This is a genomic window from Paenibacillus sp. CF095 (genome assembly GCF_900101225.1).
GTDB lineage: Bacteria > Bacillota > Bacilli > Paenibacillales > Paenibacillaceae > Paenibacillus.
In genome coordinates, this window is record NZ_FMZN01000001.1 from 196230 (window position 1) to 217845 (window position 21616).

At 41.8% G+C, this 21616-nt stretch carries 20 protein-coding genes; 13 read left to right on the plus strand and 7 right to left on the minus strand.

Annotated elements, in window-relative coordinates; genetic code table 11:
• Positions 1-146 precede the first annotated feature (146 nt).
• The gene (locus tag BLS69_RS00915) at positions 147-974 is read left to right on the plus strand and encodes a sugar phosphate isomerase/epimerase family protein (RefSeq protein WP_091027885.1); all 828 of its coding nucleotides are present in this window, start codon (positions 147-149) and stop codon (positions 972-974) included.
• A gap of 68 nt (positions 975-1042) precedes the next feature.
• Here BLS69_RS00915 and BLS69_RS00920 read toward each other — a convergent pair whose 3' ends face one another.
• Complete coding sequence (locus BLS69_RS00920) at positions 1043-1921, minus strand: SDR family NAD(P)-dependent oxidoreductase (protein WP_091027886.1); 879 nt, start codon at positions 1919-1921, stop codon at positions 1043-1045.
• A gap of 136 nt (positions 1922-2057) precedes the next feature.
• Between BLS69_RS00920 and BLS69_RS00925 the strand changes: the two genes are divergently transcribed.
• Positions 2058-2519 (plus strand): MarR family winged helix-turn-helix transcriptional regulator, encoded by a 462-nt coding sequence (locus tag BLS69_RS00925; RefSeq protein ID WP_091027889.1) that lies wholly within the window; start codon positions 2058-2060, stop codon positions 2517-2519.
• Positions 2520-3007: 488 nt separating this feature from the next.
• Here the strand turns inward: BLS69_RS00925 and BLS69_RS00935 are convergent, their stop codons facing one another.
• Positions 3008-3967 carry an MORN repeat-containing protein gene (locus BLS69_RS00935; RefSeq protein WP_091027893.1) on the minus strand — a complete coding sequence of 320 codons (960 nt, stop codon included), beginning with the start codon at positions 3965-3967 and terminating at the stop codon, positions 3008-3010.
• Positions 3968-4229: 262 nt separating this feature from the next.
• Here BLS69_RS00935 and BLS69_RS00940 point away from each other — a divergent pair, with 262 nt between their 5' ends.
• The 8 genes from BLS69_RS00940 to BLS69_RS00975 all read left to right on the plus strand — a co-directional run bounded on the left by BLS69_RS00940 (position 4230) and on the right by BLS69_RS00975 (position 12775).
• Positions 4230-5177 carry a helix-turn-helix transcriptional regulator gene (locus BLS69_RS00940; RefSeq protein WP_091027895.1) on the plus strand — a complete coding sequence of 316 codons (948 nt, stop codon included), beginning with the start codon at positions 4230-4232 and terminating at the stop codon, positions 5175-5177.
• A 67-nt stretch (positions 5178-5244) separates the two neighbouring features.
• Positions 5245-5748 carry an EVE domain-containing protein gene (locus BLS69_RS00945; protein ID WP_240768078.1) on the plus strand — a complete coding sequence of 168 codons (504 nt, stop codon included), beginning with the start codon at positions 5245-5247 and terminating at the stop codon, positions 5746-5748.
• A gap of 358 nt (positions 5749-6106) precedes the next feature.
• Positions 6107-6454: a hypothetical protein gene (locus BLS69_RS00950; RefSeq protein WP_091027898.1), complete on the plus strand. Its 348-nt coding sequence runs from the start codon at positions 6107-6109 to the stop codon at positions 6452-6454.
• Between the two features lie 44 nt (positions 6455-6498).
• Complete coding sequence (locus tag BLS69_RS00955; RefSeq protein ID WP_091027900.1) at positions 6499-7239, plus strand: hypothetical protein; 741 nt, start codon at positions 6499-6501, stop codon at positions 7237-7239.
• A 400-nt stretch (positions 7240-7639) separates the two neighbouring features.
• Positions 7640-8233, plus strand: coding sequence for a YdeI/OmpD-associated family protein (locus BLS69_RS00960; protein WP_091027901.1), 594 nt, complete (start codon positions 7640-7642; stop codon positions 8231-8233).
• Between the two features lie 216 nt (positions 8234-8449).
• Entirely contained in the window at positions 8450-9289 is an 840-nt protein-coding gene (gene licT / locus BLS69_RS00965) for a BglG family transcription antiterminator LicT (protein ID WP_091027904.1), read from the plus strand.
• A 146-nt stretch (positions 9290-9435) separates the two neighbouring features.
• Positions 9436-11304 carry a beta-glucoside-specific PTS transporter subunit IIABC gene (locus BLS69_RS00970; protein WP_091027905.1) on the plus strand — a complete coding sequence of 623 codons (1869 nt, stop codon included), beginning with the start codon at positions 9436-9438 and terminating at the stop codon, positions 11302-11304.
• A 13-nt stretch (positions 11305-11317) separates the two neighbouring features.
• On the plus strand, positions 11318-12775 hold the full coding sequence (locus BLS69_RS00975) for a glycoside hydrolase family 1 protein (RefSeq protein ID WP_091027907.1): 1458 nt from the start codon (positions 11318-11320) through the stop codon (positions 12773-12775).
• 225 nt (positions 12776-13000) lie between these two features.
• On the opposite strand, the gene BLS69_RS00980 is transcribed toward BLS69_RS00975, so the two are convergent.
• From BLS69_RS00980 to BLS69_RS01000, 5 genes are all read right to left on the minus strand, one after another.
• A complete protein-coding gene (locus BLS69_RS00980) occupies positions 13001-14323 on the minus strand; it encodes an amidohydrolase family protein (RefSeq protein WP_091027909.1) in 1323 nt (440 codons plus the stop codon).
• A 384-nt stretch (positions 14324-14707) separates the two neighbouring features.
• Entirely contained in the window at positions 14708-15319 is a 612-nt protein-coding gene (locus BLS69_RS00985) for a TetR/AcrR family transcriptional regulator (protein WP_091027912.1), read from the minus strand.
• A gap of 259 nt (positions 15320-15578) precedes the next feature.
• Entirely contained in the window at positions 15579-16430 is an 852-nt protein-coding gene (locus BLS69_RS00990; RefSeq protein WP_256332328.1) for a DUF4435 domain-containing protein, read from the minus strand.
• On the minus strand, positions 16408-17895 hold the full coding sequence (locus tag BLS69_RS00995) for an AAA family ATPase (RefSeq protein ID WP_176872529.1): 1488 nt from the start codon (positions 17893-17895) through the stop codon (positions 16408-16410). Before BLS69_RS00995 ends, BLS69_RS00990 begins: the two co-directional genes overlap by 23 nt.
• Positions 17896-18075: 180 nt before the next feature.
• On the minus strand, positions 18076-18291 hold the full coding sequence (locus BLS69_RS01000; RefSeq protein WP_091027919.1) for a helix-turn-helix domain-containing protein: 216 nt from the start codon (positions 18289-18291) through the stop codon (positions 18076-18078).
• Positions 18292-18447: 156 nt separating this feature from the next.
• On the opposite strand from BLS69_RS01000, the gene BLS69_RS32885 reads away from it, so the two are divergent.
• The 3 genes from BLS69_RS32885 to BLS69_RS01015 all read left to right on the plus strand — a co-directional run bounded on the left by BLS69_RS32885 (position 18448) and on the right by BLS69_RS01015 (position 21413).
• Complete coding sequence (locus BLS69_RS32885; RefSeq protein WP_371129056.1) at positions 18448-18669, plus strand: hypothetical protein; 222 nt, start codon at positions 18448-18450, stop codon at positions 18667-18669.
• A 199-nt stretch (positions 18670-18868) separates the two neighbouring features.
• Positions 18869-19906, plus strand: a complete 1038-nt coding sequence (locus BLS69_RS01010; RefSeq protein WP_091027922.1) for an ROK family protein — start codon at positions 18869-18871, stop codon at positions 19904-19906.
• Positions 19907-20213: 307 nt separating this feature from the next.
• Positions 20214-21413 (plus strand): MFS transporter, encoded by a 1200-nt coding sequence (locus tag BLS69_RS01015; RefSeq protein ID WP_091034761.1) that lies wholly within the window; start codon positions 20214-20216, stop codon positions 21411-21413.
• The last annotated feature ends 203 nt before the right edge of the window (positions 21414-21616 follow it).

Here is a 21616-nt window from a genome sequence, read left to right on the forward strand (position 1 = left end):
AAAGATAGAGCGGTAATGACGTTAATATAACGTTGTTGCGGCTCTTTTTTAATGGTTTCTTTTTCGGAGAGTACTGCTATTATAAAATGATAAAAGAAAATGATATACAAGCTGCAATTCCAGACGAGTCACAGGAGGAGATTGGGATGATTAGAGGGTTAACGAATGCGGGACTGGGCAACATCGAGTCTGATGAACAATGTATCACAGATGCGGCCAAGCACGGATTCGGATCTGTAGATTTGAATCCGCTCTCATTGATTGAAACGTATGGCAAAGAACAGGCACAACATCTGCTGGAAAGCAATCAGGTGATCATCGGTTCATCGGGCCTGACGGTAGAGTGGCGGACGACAGATGAGCAGTTTCGTGAGGGGTTGCAATCGTTGGTTGCTATGGCAGAAGCTTCTGCTTCGTTGGACTGTTACAGCTGCTGCACGTATATTTTACCTTCAACGGATCAACCCGCAGCACAATTTATGGCAGCGGCTACGAAACGCTTGAGACTCTGCGCAGATATCTTGGACGCTTACGGGATTAAGTTAGGGCTGGAGTTTGTTGGCTGCAATCATTTGCGGACGCAATGGAAGAATCCGTTTATCTGGCGTGTGGAAGATACGCTGGACTGGATCGAGACGATCCATGCGTCTAACGTAGGTTTGCTCGTAGATTCCTATCACTGGCATACGAATGGTTTACCGATGGAAGATCTGTTGAAGTTGAAGAAAGAGCAGATTGTTCATGTGCATATCAACGATGCTTATGATTTGCCGATCGAGGAATTACTGGATTATGAGCGTTTGTACCCCGGCGAAGGGGTCATTGATCTGGGCGGATTTCTGAGAAATCTGCAGGCGATTGGCTACAATGGTGTGGTGGCTCAGGAAGTACTGGCCCCGGCATCGAATCTTGGTTCAAGTGAGTTGTTCGCCAAGTCAAAAGCTGGATTCGATAAGGTGTTTGCGACAATATAAGCTACTGAAAAAAGGAGGACTGTTCCAGCCATGTTAAGGGCTATGGAACAGCCCTTTTCTGCTTTCTATTAATCCAACAAACCACGTTCTTTCAGTAATTGTGTCGTAACCACCCACAGTCTGTTTTGCATGGCCTCATCTCCGCCAGGATGTATAGGAACAATAGATGCTCCAGTTCCCACATTGAAATATCCTCCTGATACCTCGCCATACTTCGAATCCACAGCCAACCGAGTTATGATATCCGCACCCCGGCGCGGGTCGCCAATGTGCAAAAAGGTTAAAATGCGTTCAAGCACACTTGCAAACCATAGCTCTCGTCCAAGACCCGTAACATTAAAGCCAGGATTCAAGGCATTTACGCGAATTCCGGTTCCACGCCATTGTCTGGCTAGTTCACCAGTAAACATAATATTGAGCAGTTTGGTTTTGCCATAGATTGGAGAGGAACCGCGTGCAGTAAAAGGAGTGATATCCGTTAAGTCATCTGACAATACCAGTGTGCCATGATTCCGCGAAGCTTCAGATGCAACATTGACGACTCGGGCATGGCCCGCCTGAAACAGGGAAGATTGCAATGTGTGCGTTAACAGCCAAGGTGCCAAATAATTCACGGCAATCATCTCGGCAAATCCTTCGGACGTGACTCTCTGTTCAAAAGCATGAAGTCCGGCATTGTTCAGAAGTACGTCTATACGTGGATAAGCGGCTGCAATCTCAAGCCCAACACGTTTTACATCACTCAGTAAGGACAAGTCTCCATAGAAAAATTCAATTTTGGCAGAAGGCATGATTTCCTTGATTTTGTACCTGGTAGCCTCGGCACGTTCCTTGCTTCGGGCTGTGAGTATAAGATGTGCCCCGCGTTTGGCGAGTTCCATGGCTGCAAGCTGCCCTAAACCGCTTGTTGCTCCGGTAATTACAATAATGGGATGTTTAGTTTTCATGAGAAGATCTCCTTTTGACACGAATAGATTCGGAATTATATAATGGACATAAATCAACTATAAATATTAATTGATATTTGTCAACTATATTTCGAGAAGTCTACTTTCATGTATCTGGGAGAGGGAGTTAACAATAATGAGTGAAAATCCAGTCAAAACCAAAGATAGAGCAACCCTGGAGCTAGCGCTGGGTGAGCAGATTCATGCACTGATCAGTGCTTCGCATGCGCTTAACGTTCGATCTGCCGAGCGTTTTGATGCGAATCTGCAACCTGCCGCTTTTCAACTGGTACGGTGGCTCTACTCCCATGGCCCAACAAGCGCCGCGGCTTTGGCAGAAGCGAATGCAATGGACCGCAGCTCGGTCAGCCGATTAATCAAACAACTCGAAAAGTCGGGATATGTTAGCAAAGAGCAAGACCCCAAGGATCGGCGCGGGGTGTTACTGTCTCTTACGGAACTTGGTCAACAATCGACGGTTGGTGCGCTCAAGGAGAAGGAGTCAGCTTTTTATGACGGTATATCCAGATGGGATGATAAGGAACTAGAACTTTTCACCGCCATGCTCAGGCAGTTTAATGGATTGGAAGAAAAGTGAGATGAACAATAGTGTGGATTGTATTTGATACCTGAACCATAGGACATGTCACCATTGAGCGAGGTAGACTACAAATTCATTGCAAAAGCGAACATCTGGTGATGTCCGCTCGTGAAGTTCCCAGATCATTTTATAGTTTCCAGGGAAGCTGCGGGATTTTATATCGGAAACCCTGATGGTTTCCTTTTCTCACATATATCCAAGGTGGTGGGACAGGGGTGCCTAGTGCTTTATACAAGACCGTTCCTTCATCGCTTGCGGAATATTCTTCGATACTACTTTGGATATCCTCCCAATGAACCTTACCTTGGTAAGACAGTGTCTGCCCTTGAACGATAACATGAGGTGCACCTGAAATGATTCTCTGCGTTATGTTGAGAACTCCAACCTTTCCTGAGGACAACATTATCAATTCGCTCATGAAAAGTATGATAATCAAAATGACTATGCTCACAATCCATCGCTTTTTGCTCATTTTGTGACCTCCACTACCTAGGGATCATTCCCTCATAGTTAATGTCTTTTAATGACATAATCTCGTCAGAGATGGTATTGATTTTGACTGAGTAGGGCTTAATAGCTTGCAGGAATTCATTAATGGTCTTCTTACGATCTTTATGAAATACGCCAGATGTTATGTGATTCTCCTTTAATACGTTATCGTTCATTATGACTTGTTTAGAATAACTAACAGTATTGCTATAATCGATTAGATGCGTAACCCCCGTGAATTTGCCATTAGTTAATGTACCTTTGGAGAATTCGGATGGTTTAATCCCAATATATTTTTCAGAAGAACCGTGTTTCTTTTTATAATCGATAATCGTGTCAAAAAAGTCCTTGTCCCCGGTTAACTTTTCGTTGAAATAATCATTTTTGAGAGCAATCGTAGTTGTGTGATCAGTATATCCTAGTGAGACAGTATCTGAAGAGTGAATTGCGTAATATCCTTGAGTCATCTTGCCCTGATTGAATGTTCCATTGTTAATGGTGTTGATGTATCTGTCAAGTATAGGGTAAACCTTACCATCAGAAGTAAGATACTGTACTTCTAACCATTGCGTAATTTCTTTTCCTTTACCATGATATGTATCATTAATCCATGATCCGGTGTAGGTTTTTGTAGTGAATTCACCTGTTCCATGGCCCATATTAGATTCATCGTAATCCTCAAAGGGGACACCTCCACCTTTAACTAATGTATATGTATACTTGCCTTTTCCTTGCCGCTTACCACTCATCCAATCTCCAGAGTAAACTTCGGTTTCTCCCCATCTTGCGGTTCCTTTACCATGAGGTTTCCCGTTTAAAACTTCACCATAGTACGTCGCTCCCTCTGACAATTTTAAGTTTACTTTCTTCGATGCTGCTTCTGTTGGAGTAGCGCTTGATAACAGTCCAATGATAATGGTGATCGTTAATCCAAAGCCTAGATAGAATCTTTTCAAAAGTGTGCAACTCCTTCAATGTATATGGATCTTTGCGTTGTTAGACATCTTCAACATTATCGGTATATGTATCGTATTTTTCCAGTTTAAATATAAAGTGGAGATAGGTCGGATCTTACAAACAACACACTACCCAGTCCACAAAAGATTTTCTTCGGGTGGCATGTAAGACGTTCCATAGCTTTAATTCACGAAACGAAAAGACACGTTACTGTGATAGAATGATTTAGGTTGGGATGATGAAACGGTGGGGGCTTAGAAAATGAACAAAACTGAGCGACAGCTTGCGATTACGCTTGAATTGCAGCGAAGAAAGATGTTAAGAGCAGAAGATTTAGCTGCTCAATTGGAGACGAGTGTACGTACGATATATCGAGATATTCAGGCATTAAGTGAGGCTGGTGTTCCGATTATGGGTGCTCCGGGTCAGGGGTATTCCCTCATGGAAGGATATTTTCTGCCCCCGGTAAGCTTCACCGCAGAAGAAGCCGTATCCCTGCTAATGGGAGCTGATTTTATCGAACAGAGAATGGATACAGAATACGCGATGGAGGCTAAGTCGGCTCAACGAAAAATTGAAGCGATCTTACCAGAATCCGTTCGTAATGAATCAACACGTGTTCGGGAAACGATGCGACTGCTTCATACGGTTGAACCTTTAACCCGAGCACGGGTGAAAACATACCTTAACCAGATACGTAATGCCATTCTGGATCAACGTAAAATCAGCTTTATGTATCTGAAAAAAATGCCAGGAACGGATGGGAATCGGTATAACATGCGTGAGGTTTCACCCTATGGCCTCTCACTGGTTCAGGAGAATTGGATGTTAATTGCACGTTGTGATATGCGACAAGACATCCGTCATTTTCGTTTGTCACGCATGACTGAACTTTCCGTGCTGGAGGATCAATTCCTTTTGCCGCCGGATTTTGATCTAAACAGTTATCGACCTCCTGACGACCGTAACGAACACATATTAATCAGGGCTAAACCTGAAATCGCTGACAAAATTATGGAGGCCCTTCATTTTTATATGGATGCATTTGAGGATCAAGAGGAAGGTGTGATTTTTCATTTTCGTGTCCGCTACCCGGAGGAAATCTTGCATTATTTACTTGGTTGGGGTGGAGATATCGAGGTCTTGGAGCCGGAGTCTTTACGCTTTCGAATGCAGGAAGTAGCCAAAAACATCTTAAAACACTACTGACATACACCTGTCAGTAGTGTTTTTTTATATTTTGATATATCACAGATTAAGAGGAGTGGGTTGAAGGATGAGAAGTACAACGGAAGTATTGAAATCATTGGAAATGACAGACAGAAGATATTGGATTGGCGTTGTGTCTGCTTCTCATGTAAATGTAGCCGTAGAGGGAGGGTTTGCGCAGCTATGCCATGGCAAGTCGGCAATGTTGCGACAGATGTCCGCGGGTGATTGGATGATATACTACTCTCCACGTACAGACATATCAACTGGCAAGCCACTTCAGGCTTTTACCGCTATTGGTCAGATTATCGACGACAGGGTCTACCAATATCAGATGTCGGAATCATTTGTACCCTTTCGCCGAGATCTCCGTTATCTTCTGTGTCGAGAAGTAAAGATCGCAACGTTGTTAGATCAGCTCAGTTTTACACGGGGAAATCGCAATTGGGGGTTTCCGTTTCGTAATGGTCACTTTGAAATTGGGGCTGAAGACTTCAGGATGATAGCTTCCTCCATGTTGGAAAATGAGGCACAGTCACTACTGGATATTAGCTTAAGCCATAAATGTTAACCAAACCAAAAGGCCCATAGATTGTCTATGGGCCTTTTTGCTTTATGGATAATCATAAAAAGCTCTGACGATCATTACGGATGTGTGAGACATCCATGAGTAACCGTTGTGTACATGTTATGGATAGTCGGTTTGACATCAACAGACCAATAGTGAGCGTAGGATAACTTAAGAATGCATGACGAGCCGCTAATTATGCGGCATTTTTTTGATTTTCAATTGAAGAACCATAACTCTGAAGGTGATCCTAAAACCATAGTCAGATTTTTGTGGTAATTATCTGCATAAAAACATATTATTTATATATTATTACAAAATGTAACAATGCGGCACTGCAACCGCTGGGGGATTTGAATGGATGCGGAATTATTATCCTAGTTCCAGTATTGGATATTATGCTAATGCAGCGTTAGGTTGGGCTGCCTGGTACAATACTACGGGTGGGCTTACGACTTTCAATTATTATCACACTTCGGTTGCCAAAACAAGTAGAGCGACTCCAATGTATTCTAGCTCTTGTAATAATTTGTCTGGTGTAATGAAAGGGCTTCAGTCTGACTATTATATGCAATTTTTTGATGCTGAATTGATGGCTTCTACATATAATCCAAATGCGTGGAGGTTGCAGGATCACCAAGCAGGATCTAACTCAACAGGATATTTTGATAGTGGATATGTAAATGGCTGGAACTTAAAAGCAGAATAAAGCGTTAAGAATATATACTGACTAAATTAGAGGAGGGCCAACCTGTGAAGAAAAAAACATTGGTTTCACTACTCACCATACCACTGGTAGCTGCATCTGTGAGTGGCTACATGTACTTGAATGAACCGTCTATAGTTAGTGCTCAAAGCGATGTTGAAAGCGCAGCACTTAAGGCGACCCAGGGTAAGATTGATTACATTAAAGAATCGTTTGAAGACGGATCATATATCGTTCGCTACCGGGACCGTGTAAATTTGACAGAAATCACTGAGGAATACCGTGATAACCAGCTTCATAATAAATTGATTATTGAAGATGGCGGTAAGAAAATCACTTCGTATGGTCGAGATTTCGAGAAAGGGAAATTGGTTGGGAATACCTGGACCATGCCGGACAACATAGCTGCTGAAAATGAGAAGTTGCTCCAGATCTCGTTGTTGGAGAATGCTAAAGAAGAATTACAGAGTCAGGATTGGACAGTACTGGAAACTGCGGGCACAAAATCCCGTTCTGCTACTGAGAGTAACGAGCAAAAAGCTGTCTCGGAGGATAACCTCCACAAGGAAGTTGTAACCATTGATGTAAATACGGGTTTACCGACGAAACGTGTGATTTATCAGAAAGACAAAAACGGTGAAATTGTAACTAGCTCAACCAAGACAGAAGAGTACAAGTACCTGGATTCCATGCCGATGAAGATCCAGAGCTTTGCTCCGGAAGAATCCGTTGAGATTAAAGAAATACCGGCGCCTGTAATTGAAGATAAGGTGCTTGAAGGTTCATAAGACTTTCAGTCTATTTAATTGTACATAGCCGAAATTAATTGGACTGGTTTTCATCAGAAAGTTGCGGGTACGTCTTCTTAAATCACTTTTTTCCTTCTCCATCTCCTATGCATCGATTTCAATGAGGGGCTGTTCAGCTCATCTCAGCCGCTGTATCTCTAATGACGTTTGGGCATTGGATCAGTCTTCTGATAAGCCTTCTCCCCAGAAAAACAAAGTTGCCTTACAACTTTCAATATTAAGGAAGATTGCGTCTAACTTTCTGAAGTGTTTTGATACCATTAAGGTTTAAATTCAAGTGGAAAAGTCAATAAAGGCTCTGTAAGCAACGCTGTACAATCCACCGAAAACCAGTACAATTGAACCTATAAGAACATGAGATAAAGAGAGGTATTTCTCCATGACCGATACAAGTGGGAATCGCAAAGTTGACGGCTATCTTAAGAAACTCAAAACGTGGCAGGAAGAGTCCACGAAGCTGAGAGAGATTATTCGGGATTTTGACCTGCCAGAGGATATGAAATGGATGCACCCTTGTTATATGCTCGATGGGAAGAACATTGTGCTAATCCATGGATTCAAAGAGTACGTGGCGATCCTGTTCTTCAAAGGTGCTCTGCTGAAGGATACACACGGCATTTTGGTCCAGCAAACGGAGAATGTACAGGCAGAACGCCAGCTTCGCTTCACCAGTCTGAAGCAGATTGTAGAGCAGGAGGCTATGATCAAAGCCTATATCCAGCAAGCGATTGAAGTGGAACAGGCGGGATTGCAGGTGGAAATGAAAAAAACTGCCGAATATAGCGTTCCTGAGGAACTTCAACAGCAATTCGATGAGAATCTTGCTTTCCGAGTTGCATTTGAAGCACTGACACCCGGACGGCAGCGAGCATATCTCTATTATTTCTCACAACCGAAGCAATCCAAGACAAAAGTGTCACGAATCGAGAAGTACATGCAGCCGATCCTGGAGGGGAAAGGGTTGAATGATTAATTCTAGTTATAAAGGTTTCTCCAATTGACAAATATAACGTCTTCCACTAAGATAATCGTACAAGTAAATAATGAATATAATCAGGATTGTTACTGATCAGCAGGCAAGACCGATTGATATGCAAACATGTATAGGCTATATACGATGTGGGCATTATTAATGGTCTTTTTTTTGTTGCTAAATCTTGTTAACGTTTCATTATAAAAGGAGATTCGTATGAAAATCACGCGAATTATTAATAATAATGTCGTCTCTGCGGTCAATGAACGACAACAGGAGATGATGCTTCTGGGAAGTGGCATTGGCTTTCAGAAGAAAAAGGGAGACCTCGTGGAGACAAGTAAGATTGAGAAGGAATTTTTCCTGAAATCCAAAAATGTAACAGGTAAATTATATGCCTTGCTCGCCCAGATTCCCATGGAGTATATTCGGGTGTCCGACAGCATTATTCAACATGCCAAGCAGTCCTTAAACAAGGAACTCAATGAAAATATATATCTAACGTTAACGGACCATATAAATTTTGCTGTGGCACGTTACAAGCAGGGTATGAATTTCAATAATGCTTTGTTGTCTGAAATTAAAGCGTTTTATTCCAATGAATTTCGCGTGGCTATGAAAGCCCGGGATATGATTAATGAGGAATTTAATATTACACTGCCTGAAGATGAGGCAGGCTTTATTGCCCTTCATATTGTCAATGCAGAACTTGGATCTGAAATGGAAGAAACCATGAAGATTACACAGTTGATTCATAAAGTCTTGAATATTATTCGATATCAGTTTAATATACATTTTAATGAAAGCTCACTCCATTATTCCAGACTAGTCACACATTTGAAGTTTTTCGCCTATCGCTTGTTTAATCATACGGTTGTGAAAAGCGGTGACAGCGACTTTCTCCATATCATTAAAGAAAAGTATGCGAATGAATATCAATGCAGTCTCCGGATTGCACAGCTGATTCGAGTCGATTATGGAAAAGAATTAACGGAAGATGAATTGGTGTATTTAACGGTTCATATCAAAAGGGTCATTGATGAAGAGAAGGACTGATTCATCAGCCACTATAATGAGTAAACTAGGATTGTTACTGGTGAGGCAGGCAAGACCTAGAGTTCCATCGTGTATAGAGCTTATCTATATTCGATAGAATTCTAGGTCTTTTTTTATACCTAAAAACGTTTGAGGGGGAGCAGTACATGAAACATGAAAGCACAGCCGCCGAGATTTTAAAACTGGTCGGTGGAGAGAAAAATGTAGATAGTGTAACACACTGTGCTACAAGATTGAGATTTAATCTGAAAGATGAGAAGGTTGCGAACAATGAAGCATTAAAAAATGTACAAGGTGTGGTGGGTGTTGCCAGCAGTGGTGGGCAATATCAGGTCATTATCGGTAATGAGGTAAACAATGTGTATAAAGCTTTGACGAAGCTGGGGAACTTTACAACCAATGACGATGCTCCTACTGTGAAAAAGGGAAAACTGACTACGCTTCTGGACACGATCTCCGGAATATTCACACCGATTCTGCCAGCCATGATTGGTTGTGCGATGATCAAAGCTGTTCTTCTTATATTGAAAACATTTGATCTCGTTGATCTGGATGGGCAATTCAATACAATTATGACCTTTATCGGTGATGCAGCGTATTACTTCTTGCCGATGCTGCTTGCCTGGAGTGCGGCTGTTAAGCTTAAAGCTAATGTGGGTTTTGCATTAACCATTGCTGGTGTTCTGTTGCATCCTTCATTAGGGGCGTTGATGTCTGTAGGTGAGCCTGTTGCGTTTTTAGGACTGCCTGTCACTCCGGCGACGTACACTTCGTCAGTTATTCCAATTATTTTAGCGGTATGGGTCTTGTCGTATGTTGAACGCTTTGCCGAGAAGTATTCTCCATCGGTTATCAAATCCATTCTTAAACCATTGATCGTGATTCTTATTATGGCTCCACTAACGCTGATTGTACTGGGTCCAATCGGTGCCATCGCGGGTAACTACCTGGCGTCAGGCGTTTCTTTTGTTAATACACATGCAGGTTGGTTAGTATCTGGTATTATCGGCGGGGCATTCCCGTTCTTGATTATGACAGGTATGCATTATAGTTTGGGACCTGTTGTGCTCACTGCTTATGCTCAGACGAAAACCGATAGTATTGTTGGTCCAGGTATGCTTGTACACAATATTTCTCAAGGTGCAGCTGCGCTTGCGGTCGCTCTCCGAACTAAAAATAAAGCATTTAAACAAGTTGCATATTCTACAAGTGTAACTGCCCTGCTCGGAATTACCGAACCCGCTTTGTTTGGTGTAAATCTACGCTTGAAAAGACCGCTGATCGCTGTAATCGTTGGTGGCGCTGTAGCGGGTATATATGTTGGATTGTTCGGTGTAGCTCGATCGGCTCTAGGTATTGCAGGTATAGCTACCCTGCCGGCATTTATCACGGATCATCCATGGAACCTGGTTCATGCGGCAATTGGTTGTGTGATTGCATTTGTAGTTACATTCATCATGACTCTGATCTTGGGATTTGAAGATGTACCTGAGGATGGAAAGAATCAAGCAACACAAGAAAAATCATCTGCTACGAACGGTCGTACGCCAGTTGCCGGTGTTTCTGAACATGTCCTCACTGCTCCGTTGACTGGTAAAGTTCTGGAGTTATCCACGATTAAGGACGAAGCTTTTGCAACGGGCGCTATGGGAAAAGGGATCGCTATTGAACCTACGGTTGGAAAACTTGTAGCACCAGCAGATGGTGTGGTATCCGCGGTTTTCCCTACGTCCCATGCCATCGGTATTAGTTCAAATGATGGTGCGGAGATTCTCATTCACATCGGGATGAATACGGTGAAGTTGAAAGGCGAGCATTTTAAGGTTCACGTCAAAGAAGGCGATACTGTAAAAGCTGGAGATCTGCTCATTGAGTTTGATACAGATGCCATAGCGGCTAAAGGTTATGATCTGACTACACCGATCATTGTTACGAATTCGGATGATTTTGTAGATGTCATCACAACGGACAAAGCATCCATTACAATCGGTGAAAATCTCATCAAGATTATTTAAGGAGGACTTGTTTATGTCTAACAAAAATGGTTTCCCCGAATCTTTCATGTGGGGCGGTGCAACAGCGGCGAATCAATACGAAGGTGCCTGGAACCTTGATGGTAAAAAAGCGAGTACAGCCGATATGATGACGGGCGGAACCCATACGGTTCCCCGTCGGATTACGATAACGACTGAAGAGGGGGTTCATTACCCTTCTCATGAAGCAGTAGATTTTTATCATCATTACAAGGAAGACATTCGTTTGTTTGCAGAGATGGGTTTCCGTTGTTACAGAATGTCCATTGCATGGTCCAGAATTTTCCCTAACGGAGACGATGCAGCGCCGAATGAAGCAGGACTTCAATTTTACGACAATGTGTTCAATGAATTGAAAAAGTATAATATCGAACCCATCGTTACAATTTCCCATTATGAAGCACCGTTTGCTTTAACTAAGAAATTCAATGCTTGGGCTTCCAGAGAAATGATCGATTGTTATGTGAAATATTGCGACACAATCTTTAATCGTTACAAAGACGTGGTGAAGTACTGGATCACCTTTAACGAGATTAATAGCCTGATTGTTCCGGCAGGTGCTTACCTGGCAGGAGGACTTCTGGTTGATAAAAAAGGCGGCGTATTTAACAATACAGCAGTGGATAGCACGCAGATGAGATTTCAAGCGTTGCACCATCAATTCGTCGCGAGTGCCAAAGCTGTCAAGCTTGCACATGAGATTAATCCAGACTTCAAACTTGGTTGTATGATTAATTATAGTCATGGTTATGGAAGCACATGTAAACCGGAAGATATGTTAAAGGCTCTGAGAATGGATCAGATCAACAATATGATGAGCAGTGACGTACAAGTTAGAGGGGAATACCCTGACTTTGCGAAGAGATATTTTGAAGAGAACAATATTCAGATTGAGATGGCAGCAGAAGACGAAGCGGTGTTAAAGCAGGGCTGTGTTGATTTCTATAGCTTTAGCTACTATAAATCTCACGTGGTGGGTACCCGTCCAGAGGGTGATGAGACCCAAGGGAACGTCTTTGGTGGATACAAAAATCCATATCTGAAAGCTACGGACTGGGGATGGCAGATTGATCCGGTTGGACTTCGGTACGTGCTGAACCACGTATACGATCGTTATCGCATCCCGATGATGGTTGTAGAGAATGGTCTGGGTGCAGTGGATGTCGTTGAAGAGGATGGCACCATTAACGATACGTACCGAATTGAGTTTTTGCGCGCTCACATTGAACAAATGAGAGAAGCTGTCCGTGATGGCGTTAACCTGATCGGTTATACAGCTTGGGGTTGCATCGACATCGTTAGTGCATCCACTGGTGAGATGGGAAAACGCTACGGATTTATCTATGTAGATAAGGATAACGAGGGTAAAGGTACCCTGAAAAGAAGCAAAAAGAAAAGTTTCCACTGGTATAAAAAGGTGATCGCATCCAACGGGGCAAGTTTGGAGTTGTAAGTTAAGAAAAAGTAGAATTTATCAGAAGCTTACCATTGAATGGATAAGCCAACGGTTAAGATAAAAAGATAAAAAGATAATTTCATAAACTTAGGAGGCAGTCGAGGTATCATCGACTGCCTTTATTTATTGGATAGGGCGAAGGAGTTCAAAGTAGTTCAACCAAAAAGGTTAAGTATTATGCCTAGCATGAATTCACAACTAATTTGGATCTCGATCTCGGACTCACCAAACTGAGTTTAGAACATCGTCGACTTCTCTGATTCTTGTGACAGATGGTGTTTGAATTAGATTTCCTTTGACCATGACCATTGCGATGTCTGACAAGGCCTCGATATGTTCCAGCGGATTTTGCTCCATGATAATCAGATCGGCATGTTTTCCGATATCCACCGTCCCTGTAACATCGTCAACACCGAGGATCTTCGCATTAGTTCGAGTCACCATGTCGATGACCTGTTTGTTGTTCAGGTTGGCCTGTCTCATGTAGTGATCCATTTCTCTCCACATATTATAGTGAGTCACGTAAGGCATGGCGGCATCGGTACCGATCCCGATGGTGATGTCGTTTTCGATCGCTTGTTTTACACCTTTGAGCATGGAATCGTAGACCAGTTTGGAATTCTCTTTTACCGTTGCACTTACCTTTGTTACGCTGGTATCCAGTGAAGCGGATGGATAGGCGGCTTGCAGGGTGGGGATGAGTGCAGTGTAGCCATTTAGGGTATTGGGATTATTTTTGTACAAACGAATGATTTCGTCGTCCATCTCCGAACCGTGCTCGATGGTATCGACGCCACCTTGTAAAGCTATTCTTACGCCTTCCGTGCTTTCCACATGAGCTGCCACCCGCAGGCCAATCTTATGCGCTTCATCGCAGATCGCCGCAACTTCCTCCACAGTCATCTGTAAACGTCCAGCTTCGCCCACCATTTTCGCATCCGTCACGCCACCCGTCACACAGATTTTGATCAGATCCACGCCGTGTTTCACATTGATGCGCACATTCTTTCTGGCTTGCCACGGAGAGTCGCCCACCAGAGCCAGGAATGGAGCACCATGTCCGCCCGTGACACTCAGGAAAAATCCGGATACTAGCAAATTGGGACCGACAAAGTCACCGTTGTTAATCTCATCCCGCAGCTGGACGTCCGTATAAAAGAATTCGCCCACACTGCGCATCGTTGTCACACCCGCATGGAGTGCGGTCAGCGCGTTGCGTTTCATGCGTTTTTTCAATATGTGTCTGCCGAATTTCGCGTTCAGGATTCGATCATAGGCAAACTGCAACAAACCTTCACTGACCGAGAGACTGAACGGTTTACCATCTGCAAAGAGGTGTACGTGGGCGTTGATCAGTCCTGGCATTACGTATTTCCCTGAGAGGTCGATTGTTGTGTAGTGACTAGGGATATGCAAATCATGATCTCGGCCGATATCCTGAATGAGACCTTGCTCATTGATGAGAATGGTCATGTTATTTTGCAGATTGCGGCTTGAGTCGCCGTGGATCAGATGGACGTTTTTCAATGCGTAAGCGGTGTTCATGTTGTGTTCCTCCTTAGAATGGTGGGTGAGGCTATATAAGTTGAATAATGGGTATGTACACTTATCACTCCGATGACAGAACAACCTTCGGATCGCTGTTATCCCCAGATTTTTTTGATACTCTCTTATTAGGGGAAATCCGGTGATAAATACGAACGCTTCGCTTCCTCTGGTTATTTCTGTCCTCTCCGTTATCGTGTAAATGTAGGTTCAACTTAAATAGTTTGGTAAATGGTAACATTCAACTTAAAAATGAATAAATAATTCATTTTTGGGTCAAAAAAATAAAGTGACTTAATGTTTGATATTTTTTGCGTGCAAACCAAGTGAAGATGATCTGATCTGCACGCTTTGGCTATCCGGTATAAATAATGAGATGGAGCGTTATTCGTTGAGGATCTTCATGCCGTATAGTCTGTATACATACAACGCTTCGAAAATTTGCTTCCGGCTGTCCTCACTCATATCCCGCTTCAATAGATCCAGGTTCATGTCGATCACGTTGTGTGCGAGGATGTTCAGTAAGATCAAGTTCTCCTCGGTGCCAATCTCATATCGTTTATATTGATTCTTAAGATACGCCTTCTTGGTTTCGATCATCAGCTCAACAAGCTCATTCTTAGCGTTGGTGTAGATCGTTCCTTTATTCTTTTCGAAGATGATCACAATCTGATTCCGGTATTTACGTAATACATCCACTTGTTCCTGCAACAGTGCCGATTTTCGCTCGCTATCGGTTTCCTCGAATAAGGTCTGGTTATCAAAGTGAATCGTCTCCACCAGCACATTTTTCAGATAATCCACCAGATCCGGCGGGACAACGGCGTAGAAGAGTTCTTTCTTGTTCTTAAAATAAGTATAGATATTGCCCACGGAAATATTAATCTCATCCGCGATATCGCTCATCTTGGCATCCACATAGCCCTTTTCAAAAAAGACCTTGAGCGCCGCGTATTCAATCTCTTTCCTGACTTCGTCTTTCTTGGCTTGCACCATAGGGAACGACTCCTTAATAGTGAATGGATGGTTCGTTATTAAGATAGACCTTTTTGGAGGGGGTGTCAATAAGAACTTGATTATGAGGATTTTTTTGAAATATTGTAAGACAGCTACTTTTTCAGATATGAAAAATCCCCTCTAGATTTCGGCGTGATTCATCATTTTACATGAATCCTTTCTTACTATCTATAAGAGGGGAATGGCATTTCATTATGCAAAATTTTGTTTAATGAATTTTGAATTTTCTTTAAAAATTTTAAATTAAACGTAAAAAAGCTTGGTCAAGCATTTTTACTAAATGAACAGCTTGAGGGGATTTATCTACGTTTTTCAGTAAATCTATCATAAATAATCTCTTATTTCTTCCTTCCATTAAGGTTCTATATCGACTAAAATAAAAATAAATAAACTCAACTTTTCTTTTACCATTTAAAATTAAGTCTAAGCTACTTTTTTTTATTTCTGGAGAAAAAGTGTCTATTAATATTTTTAAATTTTCGATTGTTACATCATTACCCTTTTCCGCAAGCTCGTTAACTAAGTATGTGATAAATTGTTCGGAATCAAATTTATGAGATGATTGATCCCACCATCTTTCTAAACTACAATCTTCTAATTTAATTGTCCATCCTTCTTTAAGCTTAGCAAGACAAGCTGTCATGTAAATTGTTAGATTTTCTAATAAGTCATTGAGAATATCATCAGAAGTTATAGTACTACATTGAGTAGTGGTAAAGTCTTGAATCGTTGCTTCTAACACTCTATCCGTTGTAAGGTAATTTTCAATATTATAAAAATGAGTATAAATAATAGCTTTATCTTCCCTTAATTTTTTCTGATAACGTTCGTAATCAGAATCCAGTAATATAACATAATTGAATCTGAGAGTACCGCTGTCATGATGCGCTAAAATATTGCTTTTACTTGTACCTACTACTATATCAATATCATTCCAGTCCAAAAGACTCTGTTTAAGAAGAAATCTATACATTTTTAAATCAGTCTTTCCTTCTATTATAAGTGAAGGGACTTTGTTTCCTTCTAGTCTAGTGGCCTGATTCTTTTCTTGAATTGACAAATAATAATCAGATTCCCTCGAATTCATCATCTTCAATTTCGTTCTCCTCATCGTTTTCTTCGTCACCTAATGGTCCGAGTACTTCTATCTCCTCATCATAATTAGACATAACAAAAGGGGAGTGAGTAGATATGATATATTGAACATTCTGTTTACCTGATGTTAGAGCATTTATTAATTTTCGCTGCCAACCAATATGTAGGGATAATTCAGGTTCATCAATTATAACAACTGAATTTTCATTCACAGATAATCTAGTATAGACAAACATTGCGATTAACTGTTTTTCTCCAGCAGACAAGTCTTCAAACAAAAGTTCTTTAGCATCTTTTTTGAATACGATGTTGCCTTCCTTAATTATTACTTTTTTATCGAGAAAGGTATTTAATATTTTTGATAAATTTATAAAGGGTTCCTTTTTCTTCTCAATTATTAAGTTAGTTTCTTTATAAAAATCGAGTAATCTGTTAACTTTCTCATGAATTATACTAATTTTCAGTGCCATTTGATATTTTTGAAAAGTATCTTCTTGAAGATCTTTTGTGGATTCCATAAGTTTTTTAGCTTCCATAACAGATCCTACATAGCGATCAATTTCCGCCGTTGCATGCTCTCCTTGTTTACCAAGTAGACCAGTTTTCCTATAAACTTCATCTAAGGCATACCGAACTGAATTATCATTAAACGAAGAAAGACTTGCAGAATACACCTCTGTAGATGGAGGTTCAAGTAGTGAAATAAAAAACCTTTCAAGTAAGCTATTTAGTTGTTTTTTCTCAAACTCAACTGTCTCATTCCATTTTTTATTGACTATGTTACTAATATCTTTATTTGAGAGTCCAATTATTGTTCTGCTATGGGTGTTATTATACAGTCTTACTCTCTCATCAATAAAATGTTTCGGAAACTGGCGAGAGAGAGAGAGAAGTGGCTCTATGATAATATCAACCAGTTCAGTCTCAATTCTTCTATATGTGGGGAAATAAAGTGAAGATGGAGTGAAAATAAAGCTTTTCATTATCTTTTTCGACTCATTAAGTTCAGGGTCTTTTGAGTTTAAAACTATATAAATACTAGAAACGAAATCGTCAAATTCTAATTGGAGTTCAAGGTCATCAAAAAGAGTATAAATTGAAGGTTCATCTTGGAGTATGACTTGACTTATTTTATTTAAAGCCTCTTCATTAATAGCTAATTTGTTTTTTTTCGAATATTCATCCGCGGCTTTACTTACATCAATTCTTTTTATATGAATTGATGTTTCAATTTTTGTAATCCAAATAATACCTGACGTACTCTCAAGCTCAATTTTTTTAAAAGAATATTCTAACAGTTTATCAAACTCTTTTGTAAGTATGTAATTAACAATATCTAATACAGTTGTTTTCCCTGATCCGTTCTTTCCAACAATTATACTGAGCTTCTCATTAAAATTAAGGTTAACTACGTTATCTTTAATACCAAATAGTTCGGTGATGCGTATTTTTTTTAACATACAATTCCCTCCATCAGTGATATATCTTGAATTTACCATAATAGATGTTTCTTATCCATAAAAATAAAATTATGAATCCTCATTGCTCGATCTAGGTAATAGCTCTGAGATCATTTTTAAAATTTTGATTTAAAAGTGATGGAAATATTATTCTTGGAGGGGGGCCTCCCCATAAAGTTTCTACAAATTCTTGATATCAATAATTTCCCTAATATCATCAATATCCAACGCCTCAGCAATTCGCTCAATATGAGCAAAGTTGATATTCTCTCGCTTCCCGGATTGTAACTCACTCAAAGCAGCGTGTCGGATATCGGACAATCGTGCAAGTTCGCGCAGTGAAATATTATGTTTTTCCGTGAGTTTATGAATATTGACGACAACTTTTTTAGCCACAAGTATCACTCCTAAAATTTCCATATGGTCTTGACGTTACGCATGAGCGTACCATATACTTTTTGTATATCTGGTACTCTTATGCGTACCAATTTTAGGGGTGGTGACATGACAAGTACCAACAGCGAAGACCTCGCTTTGAAGTACACATAGCTCATCGATCAAGAAAATGATTACGTCGACCAACTGGTTACCTGCAACAAACTTATCCTAGACGCCATGGACATTATCGCGAGGCGGGCAGGTGTGTTGCACATGGATACCGTGAAACAAGCAGCATATCACCTTCATTCGATGGAACAGGATCTAAACCGAAAGTTATTTAAAGTTCGACTGGAGAAGAGCATCTTGGCAAATCAAATGAGCCAGTCTACATAAAACCACCTTAACTAAAGGACAGTGCAGGATCGTAACCGATGATCTTGAACTGTCTTTTTGCCTTCCCGTCCAAACTTTTATCACTCCCAATTAAGCATTGACTTTCCTCCGAAATCCCCCTACACTTCAATTATTAAAATACTTTTAAAAACTTTTATTGAATGGTTCGAAACGAACGAAAGGAGGCATATAACTAACCATGTTACCTACATCACACAACACCCAGCAGGTAAAACGATTCAACGTTGAATTGGTGAAGAATACACTCCGATCCATGGGCGTAGGCACGAAAGCTTCCATTGCTAACCTGACGAAACTCAGCGTTGCGACATGCGGCACAATCCTTAACGAATTACTCCAAACGGGTGAGATTATCGATCTGGGCCCGGATGAATCGAGCGGGGGGAGACCGGCGAGCCGGTATCAATTCAATGCGGACTACGCCAGTGTATTGTGCCTGATTATTCGGACAGAGGGTGGCATTCACTCGATCACACATACATATGCCAATCTGAACGGGGAAATGGCAGACGAAAAGACACTCTTTTTGGATGAGATCAATGTAACGGTGGTAGAGGATCTGATTGCAAATCTGATCGAACAACACCACAATGTGCAGGCGATTGGTATCGGCATACCTGGGGTGGCACACAACGGCGTGATTGGGATTTGCGATGTACCGGAGCTGATGTATCAGCCACTCGGGCCAAGGCTTAAGGAGCAATATGAAGATGTGGAAGTGGTCATTGGCAACGACATGAACCTGACCGTCTACGGGCTGTATAACCAGCAGCAATTTGAGGGAGAGAAGAACTTCGCGGTGGTGACTTTTCCGGAGAACCATTTTCCGGGTGCAGGATTTATCATTGATGGTCGTCCGCTAACCGGGAATACGCAATTTGGGGGCGAGGTTTCCTTTTTACCTTTTGGCGTGTCACGGGAAGAGCAACTGCGCATGTTGAAAACGACGGAAGGGTTGCGGGAACTCGTCACAAAGACGCTGATCTCCATCATTGCGATTATCAACCCAGCAGCGATTGTCGTTACGGGCGATACAATGGACCCGGCTATGCGGGATGACCTGTTACAAGGCTGTCTGGATCACCTGATCCCACAGGAGCATATGCCTGAGTTGATAATACAAAGAGACACTCGGCGCGAATATGTGACTGGGCTAGTCGCGGTGACGCTGGAGAGCCTGACCTACCGCATTCAGGTGGTTGAGAAGCAGTGGTAAAGGAAAAAGGAGCTTTTACGAGTATACTATTTTTAGGAATAAAGCTTAACCATGTTTCCTATTTCAAATGTACAAATCATTGACACGATAACGTAGAGGGCAGAACCAATCTGAAGAACGCATTTATCACTGTATTTTCACCTTTAGGAACAATTCAAAAAAATACAGGGATAACAGCGGTCGGAAGATGGTACTGCAATCGTAGTTATAACGTGCAATCATTTTCCTGAACACACTGGAGGAACTTATTTTGAATCAGCAAGCAGGTACACAAGGCAACAAACGAAAGTTCAACAAGCTGTATGCCATGCAGCTGGCAACGATCTTTCTCGGATTTATCGTATTTGGTATATCAGAAAATATTAAGGGGCCGGCCATTCCGCGCATTCAATTCGACTTCAATCTGGATGAGAAACAGCTCGGGACGTTATTGTCCCTGAATGCACTGGGGTACCTGATCGCCTGCTCCTTCACGGCTATTCTGGTTCGCAAATGGGGCATCAAGGCGGTTAGCATCATATCGTTTGCATCGATGATCCTCTCGGGTGTGTTCATTTATGTGTCTCATACCTATCCACTCTTTGCTTCATCGTACTTCTTCATGTACATCGGTAACGGCATGCTGGAGATTGCTTTGGCGATTCTGGGTGCGCGTATCTTTGTGAAAAACACAGGTACGATGATGAACCTGTCCCATTTCTTCTATGGACTGAGTTCAACGGTAGCGCCTTTGCTGGCGACGGGTGTCATGTCCTTGAAGGTGTTTGGACACGAGCTGGACTGGCGCGGTATGTATCTGGTGATGTTGTCACTCTGTCTGCTGCCGATCATTGCGGCGCTGCGCAGCAAATTCCCGGGGGATGATCTTCCTCATGAGGATCGGACTTCACTGAAGACGTTAACACGTGATCCTGCCCTTTGGCTGATGGTGCTCATTCTTTCTTTTGGCGTGGTATCGGAACTGGCGGTTGGGGGTTGGCTGGTTAATTTCCTGGAAAAAGCCTACTCGTGGGACACGGTCAAAGCTTCCGGGTTATTATCTGCGTTTTTCCTCACATTCTCGCTGGGACGCCTGCTGCTTGGGCCATTAACGGACCGGATCGGATTTGTATTGTCACTGATTCTGTTCTCGGCGTTCTCGGGAGTATGTACGTTCGTAGCGCTTGCAGGGGGAGAGCGTCTTGCGATTTTCTTTGCGATATCTGGCGCGGGCATAGCGATGATCTATCCAACCGTTATGGCGTTTATCGCACGAAGATATCCAAACGGCAGTGACACCGCGATTACGTTCACGGTTACCTTGATGGGGGTTGGTAGTGTCATCGGTAACTATGTAATTGGCTGGGTGATTGAGGGCGTGAAGAATTTGTACGGTTCAACGACTCAGTTGGGACTGCTGCGCGGACTTCAGGCGGGATATGGATTCATTGGATTATGTGCGGTGATCTGTGCGGCATCTGGTGTAGTGTTGTATGTGTATTTGAGAAGAAGGCAGGAATTGATTTAGTTGGGAAGTTAATTTCACCCATTAGTATTGTACTAGCAGTTAAATAAATGAATTTGAAAGCCTCTCTTATGAGAGGTTTTTTTCGGTTGAGTTCTTTTTATTATAAATTATTGTGCAAATCGGTAGCAAAAAAGTAACAAAATATTGTCATGGAATTTAAGTTTCGCAGAATGGAAGGGGATTAGAGCTCCTTGTCGAATTGT

What these genes read in the sequence shown, in the direction of transcription:
- BLS69_RS00915 (WP_091027885.1), top strand. Translation starts at nt 147, where the DNA reads ATGATTAGAGGGTTAACGAATGCGGGACTGGGCAACATCGAGTCTGAT.
- BLS69_RS00920 (WP_091027886.1), bottom strand. Translation starts at nt 1,921, where the DNA reads ATGAAAACTAAACATCCCATTATTGTAATTACCGGAGCAACAAGCGGT.
- BLS69_RS00925 (WP_091027889.1), top strand. Translation starts at nt 2,058, where the DNA reads ATGAGTGAAAATCCAGTCAAAACCAAAGATAGAGCAACCCTGGAGCTA.
- BLS69_RS00940 (WP_091027895.1), top strand. Translation starts at nt 4,230, where the DNA reads ATGAACAAAACTGAGCGACAGCTTGCGATTACGCTTGAATTGCAGCGA.
- BLS69_RS00945 (WP_240768078.1), top strand. Translation starts at nt 5,245, where the DNA reads ATGAGAAGTACAACGGAAGTATTGAAATCATTGGAAATGACAGACAGA.
- BLS69_RS00950 (WP_091027898.1), top strand. Translation starts at nt 6,107, where the DNA reads ATGCGGAATTATTATCCTAGTTCCAGTATTGGATATTATGCTAATGCA.
- BLS69_RS00960 (WP_091027901.1), top strand. Translation starts at nt 7,640, where the DNA reads ATGACCGATACAAGTGGGAATCGCAAAGTTGACGGCTATCTTAAGAAA.
- licT (WP_091027904.1), top strand. Translation starts at nt 8,450, where the DNA reads ATGAAAATCACGCGAATTATTAATAATAATGTCGTCTCTGCGGTCAAT.
- BLS69_RS00970 (WP_091027905.1), top strand. Translation starts at nt 9,436, where the DNA reads ATGAAACATGAAAGCACAGCCGCCGAGATTTTAAAACTGGTCGGTGGA.
- BLS69_RS00975 (WP_091027907.1), top strand. Translation starts at nt 11,318, where the DNA reads ATGTCTAACAAAAATGGTTTCCCCGAATCTTTCATGTGGGGCGGTGCA.
- BLS69_RS00980 (WP_091027909.1), bottom strand. Translation starts at nt 14,323, where the DNA reads ATGAACACCGCTTACGCATTGAAAAACGTCCATCTGATCCACGGCGAC.
- BLS69_RS00985 (WP_091027912.1), bottom strand. Translation starts at nt 15,319, where the DNA reads ATGGTGCAAGCCAAGAAAGACGAAGTCAGGAAAGAGATTGAATACGCG.
- BLS69_RS00990 (WP_256332328.1), bottom strand. Translation starts at nt 16,430, where the DNA reads ATGATGAATTCGAGGGAATCTGATTATTATTTGTCAATTCAAGAAAAG.
- BLS69_RS00995 (WP_176872529.1), bottom strand. Translation starts at nt 17,895, where the DNA reads ATGTTAAAAAAAATACGCATCACCGAACTATTTGGTATTAAAGATAAC.
- BLS69_RS01010 (WP_091027922.1), top strand. Translation starts at nt 18,869, where the DNA reads ATGTTACCTACATCACACAACACCCAGCAGGTAAAACGATTCAACGTT.
- BLS69_RS01015 (WP_091034761.1), top strand. Translation starts at nt 20,214, where the DNA reads ATGCAGCTGGCAACGATCTTTCTCGGATTTATCGTATTTGGTATATCA.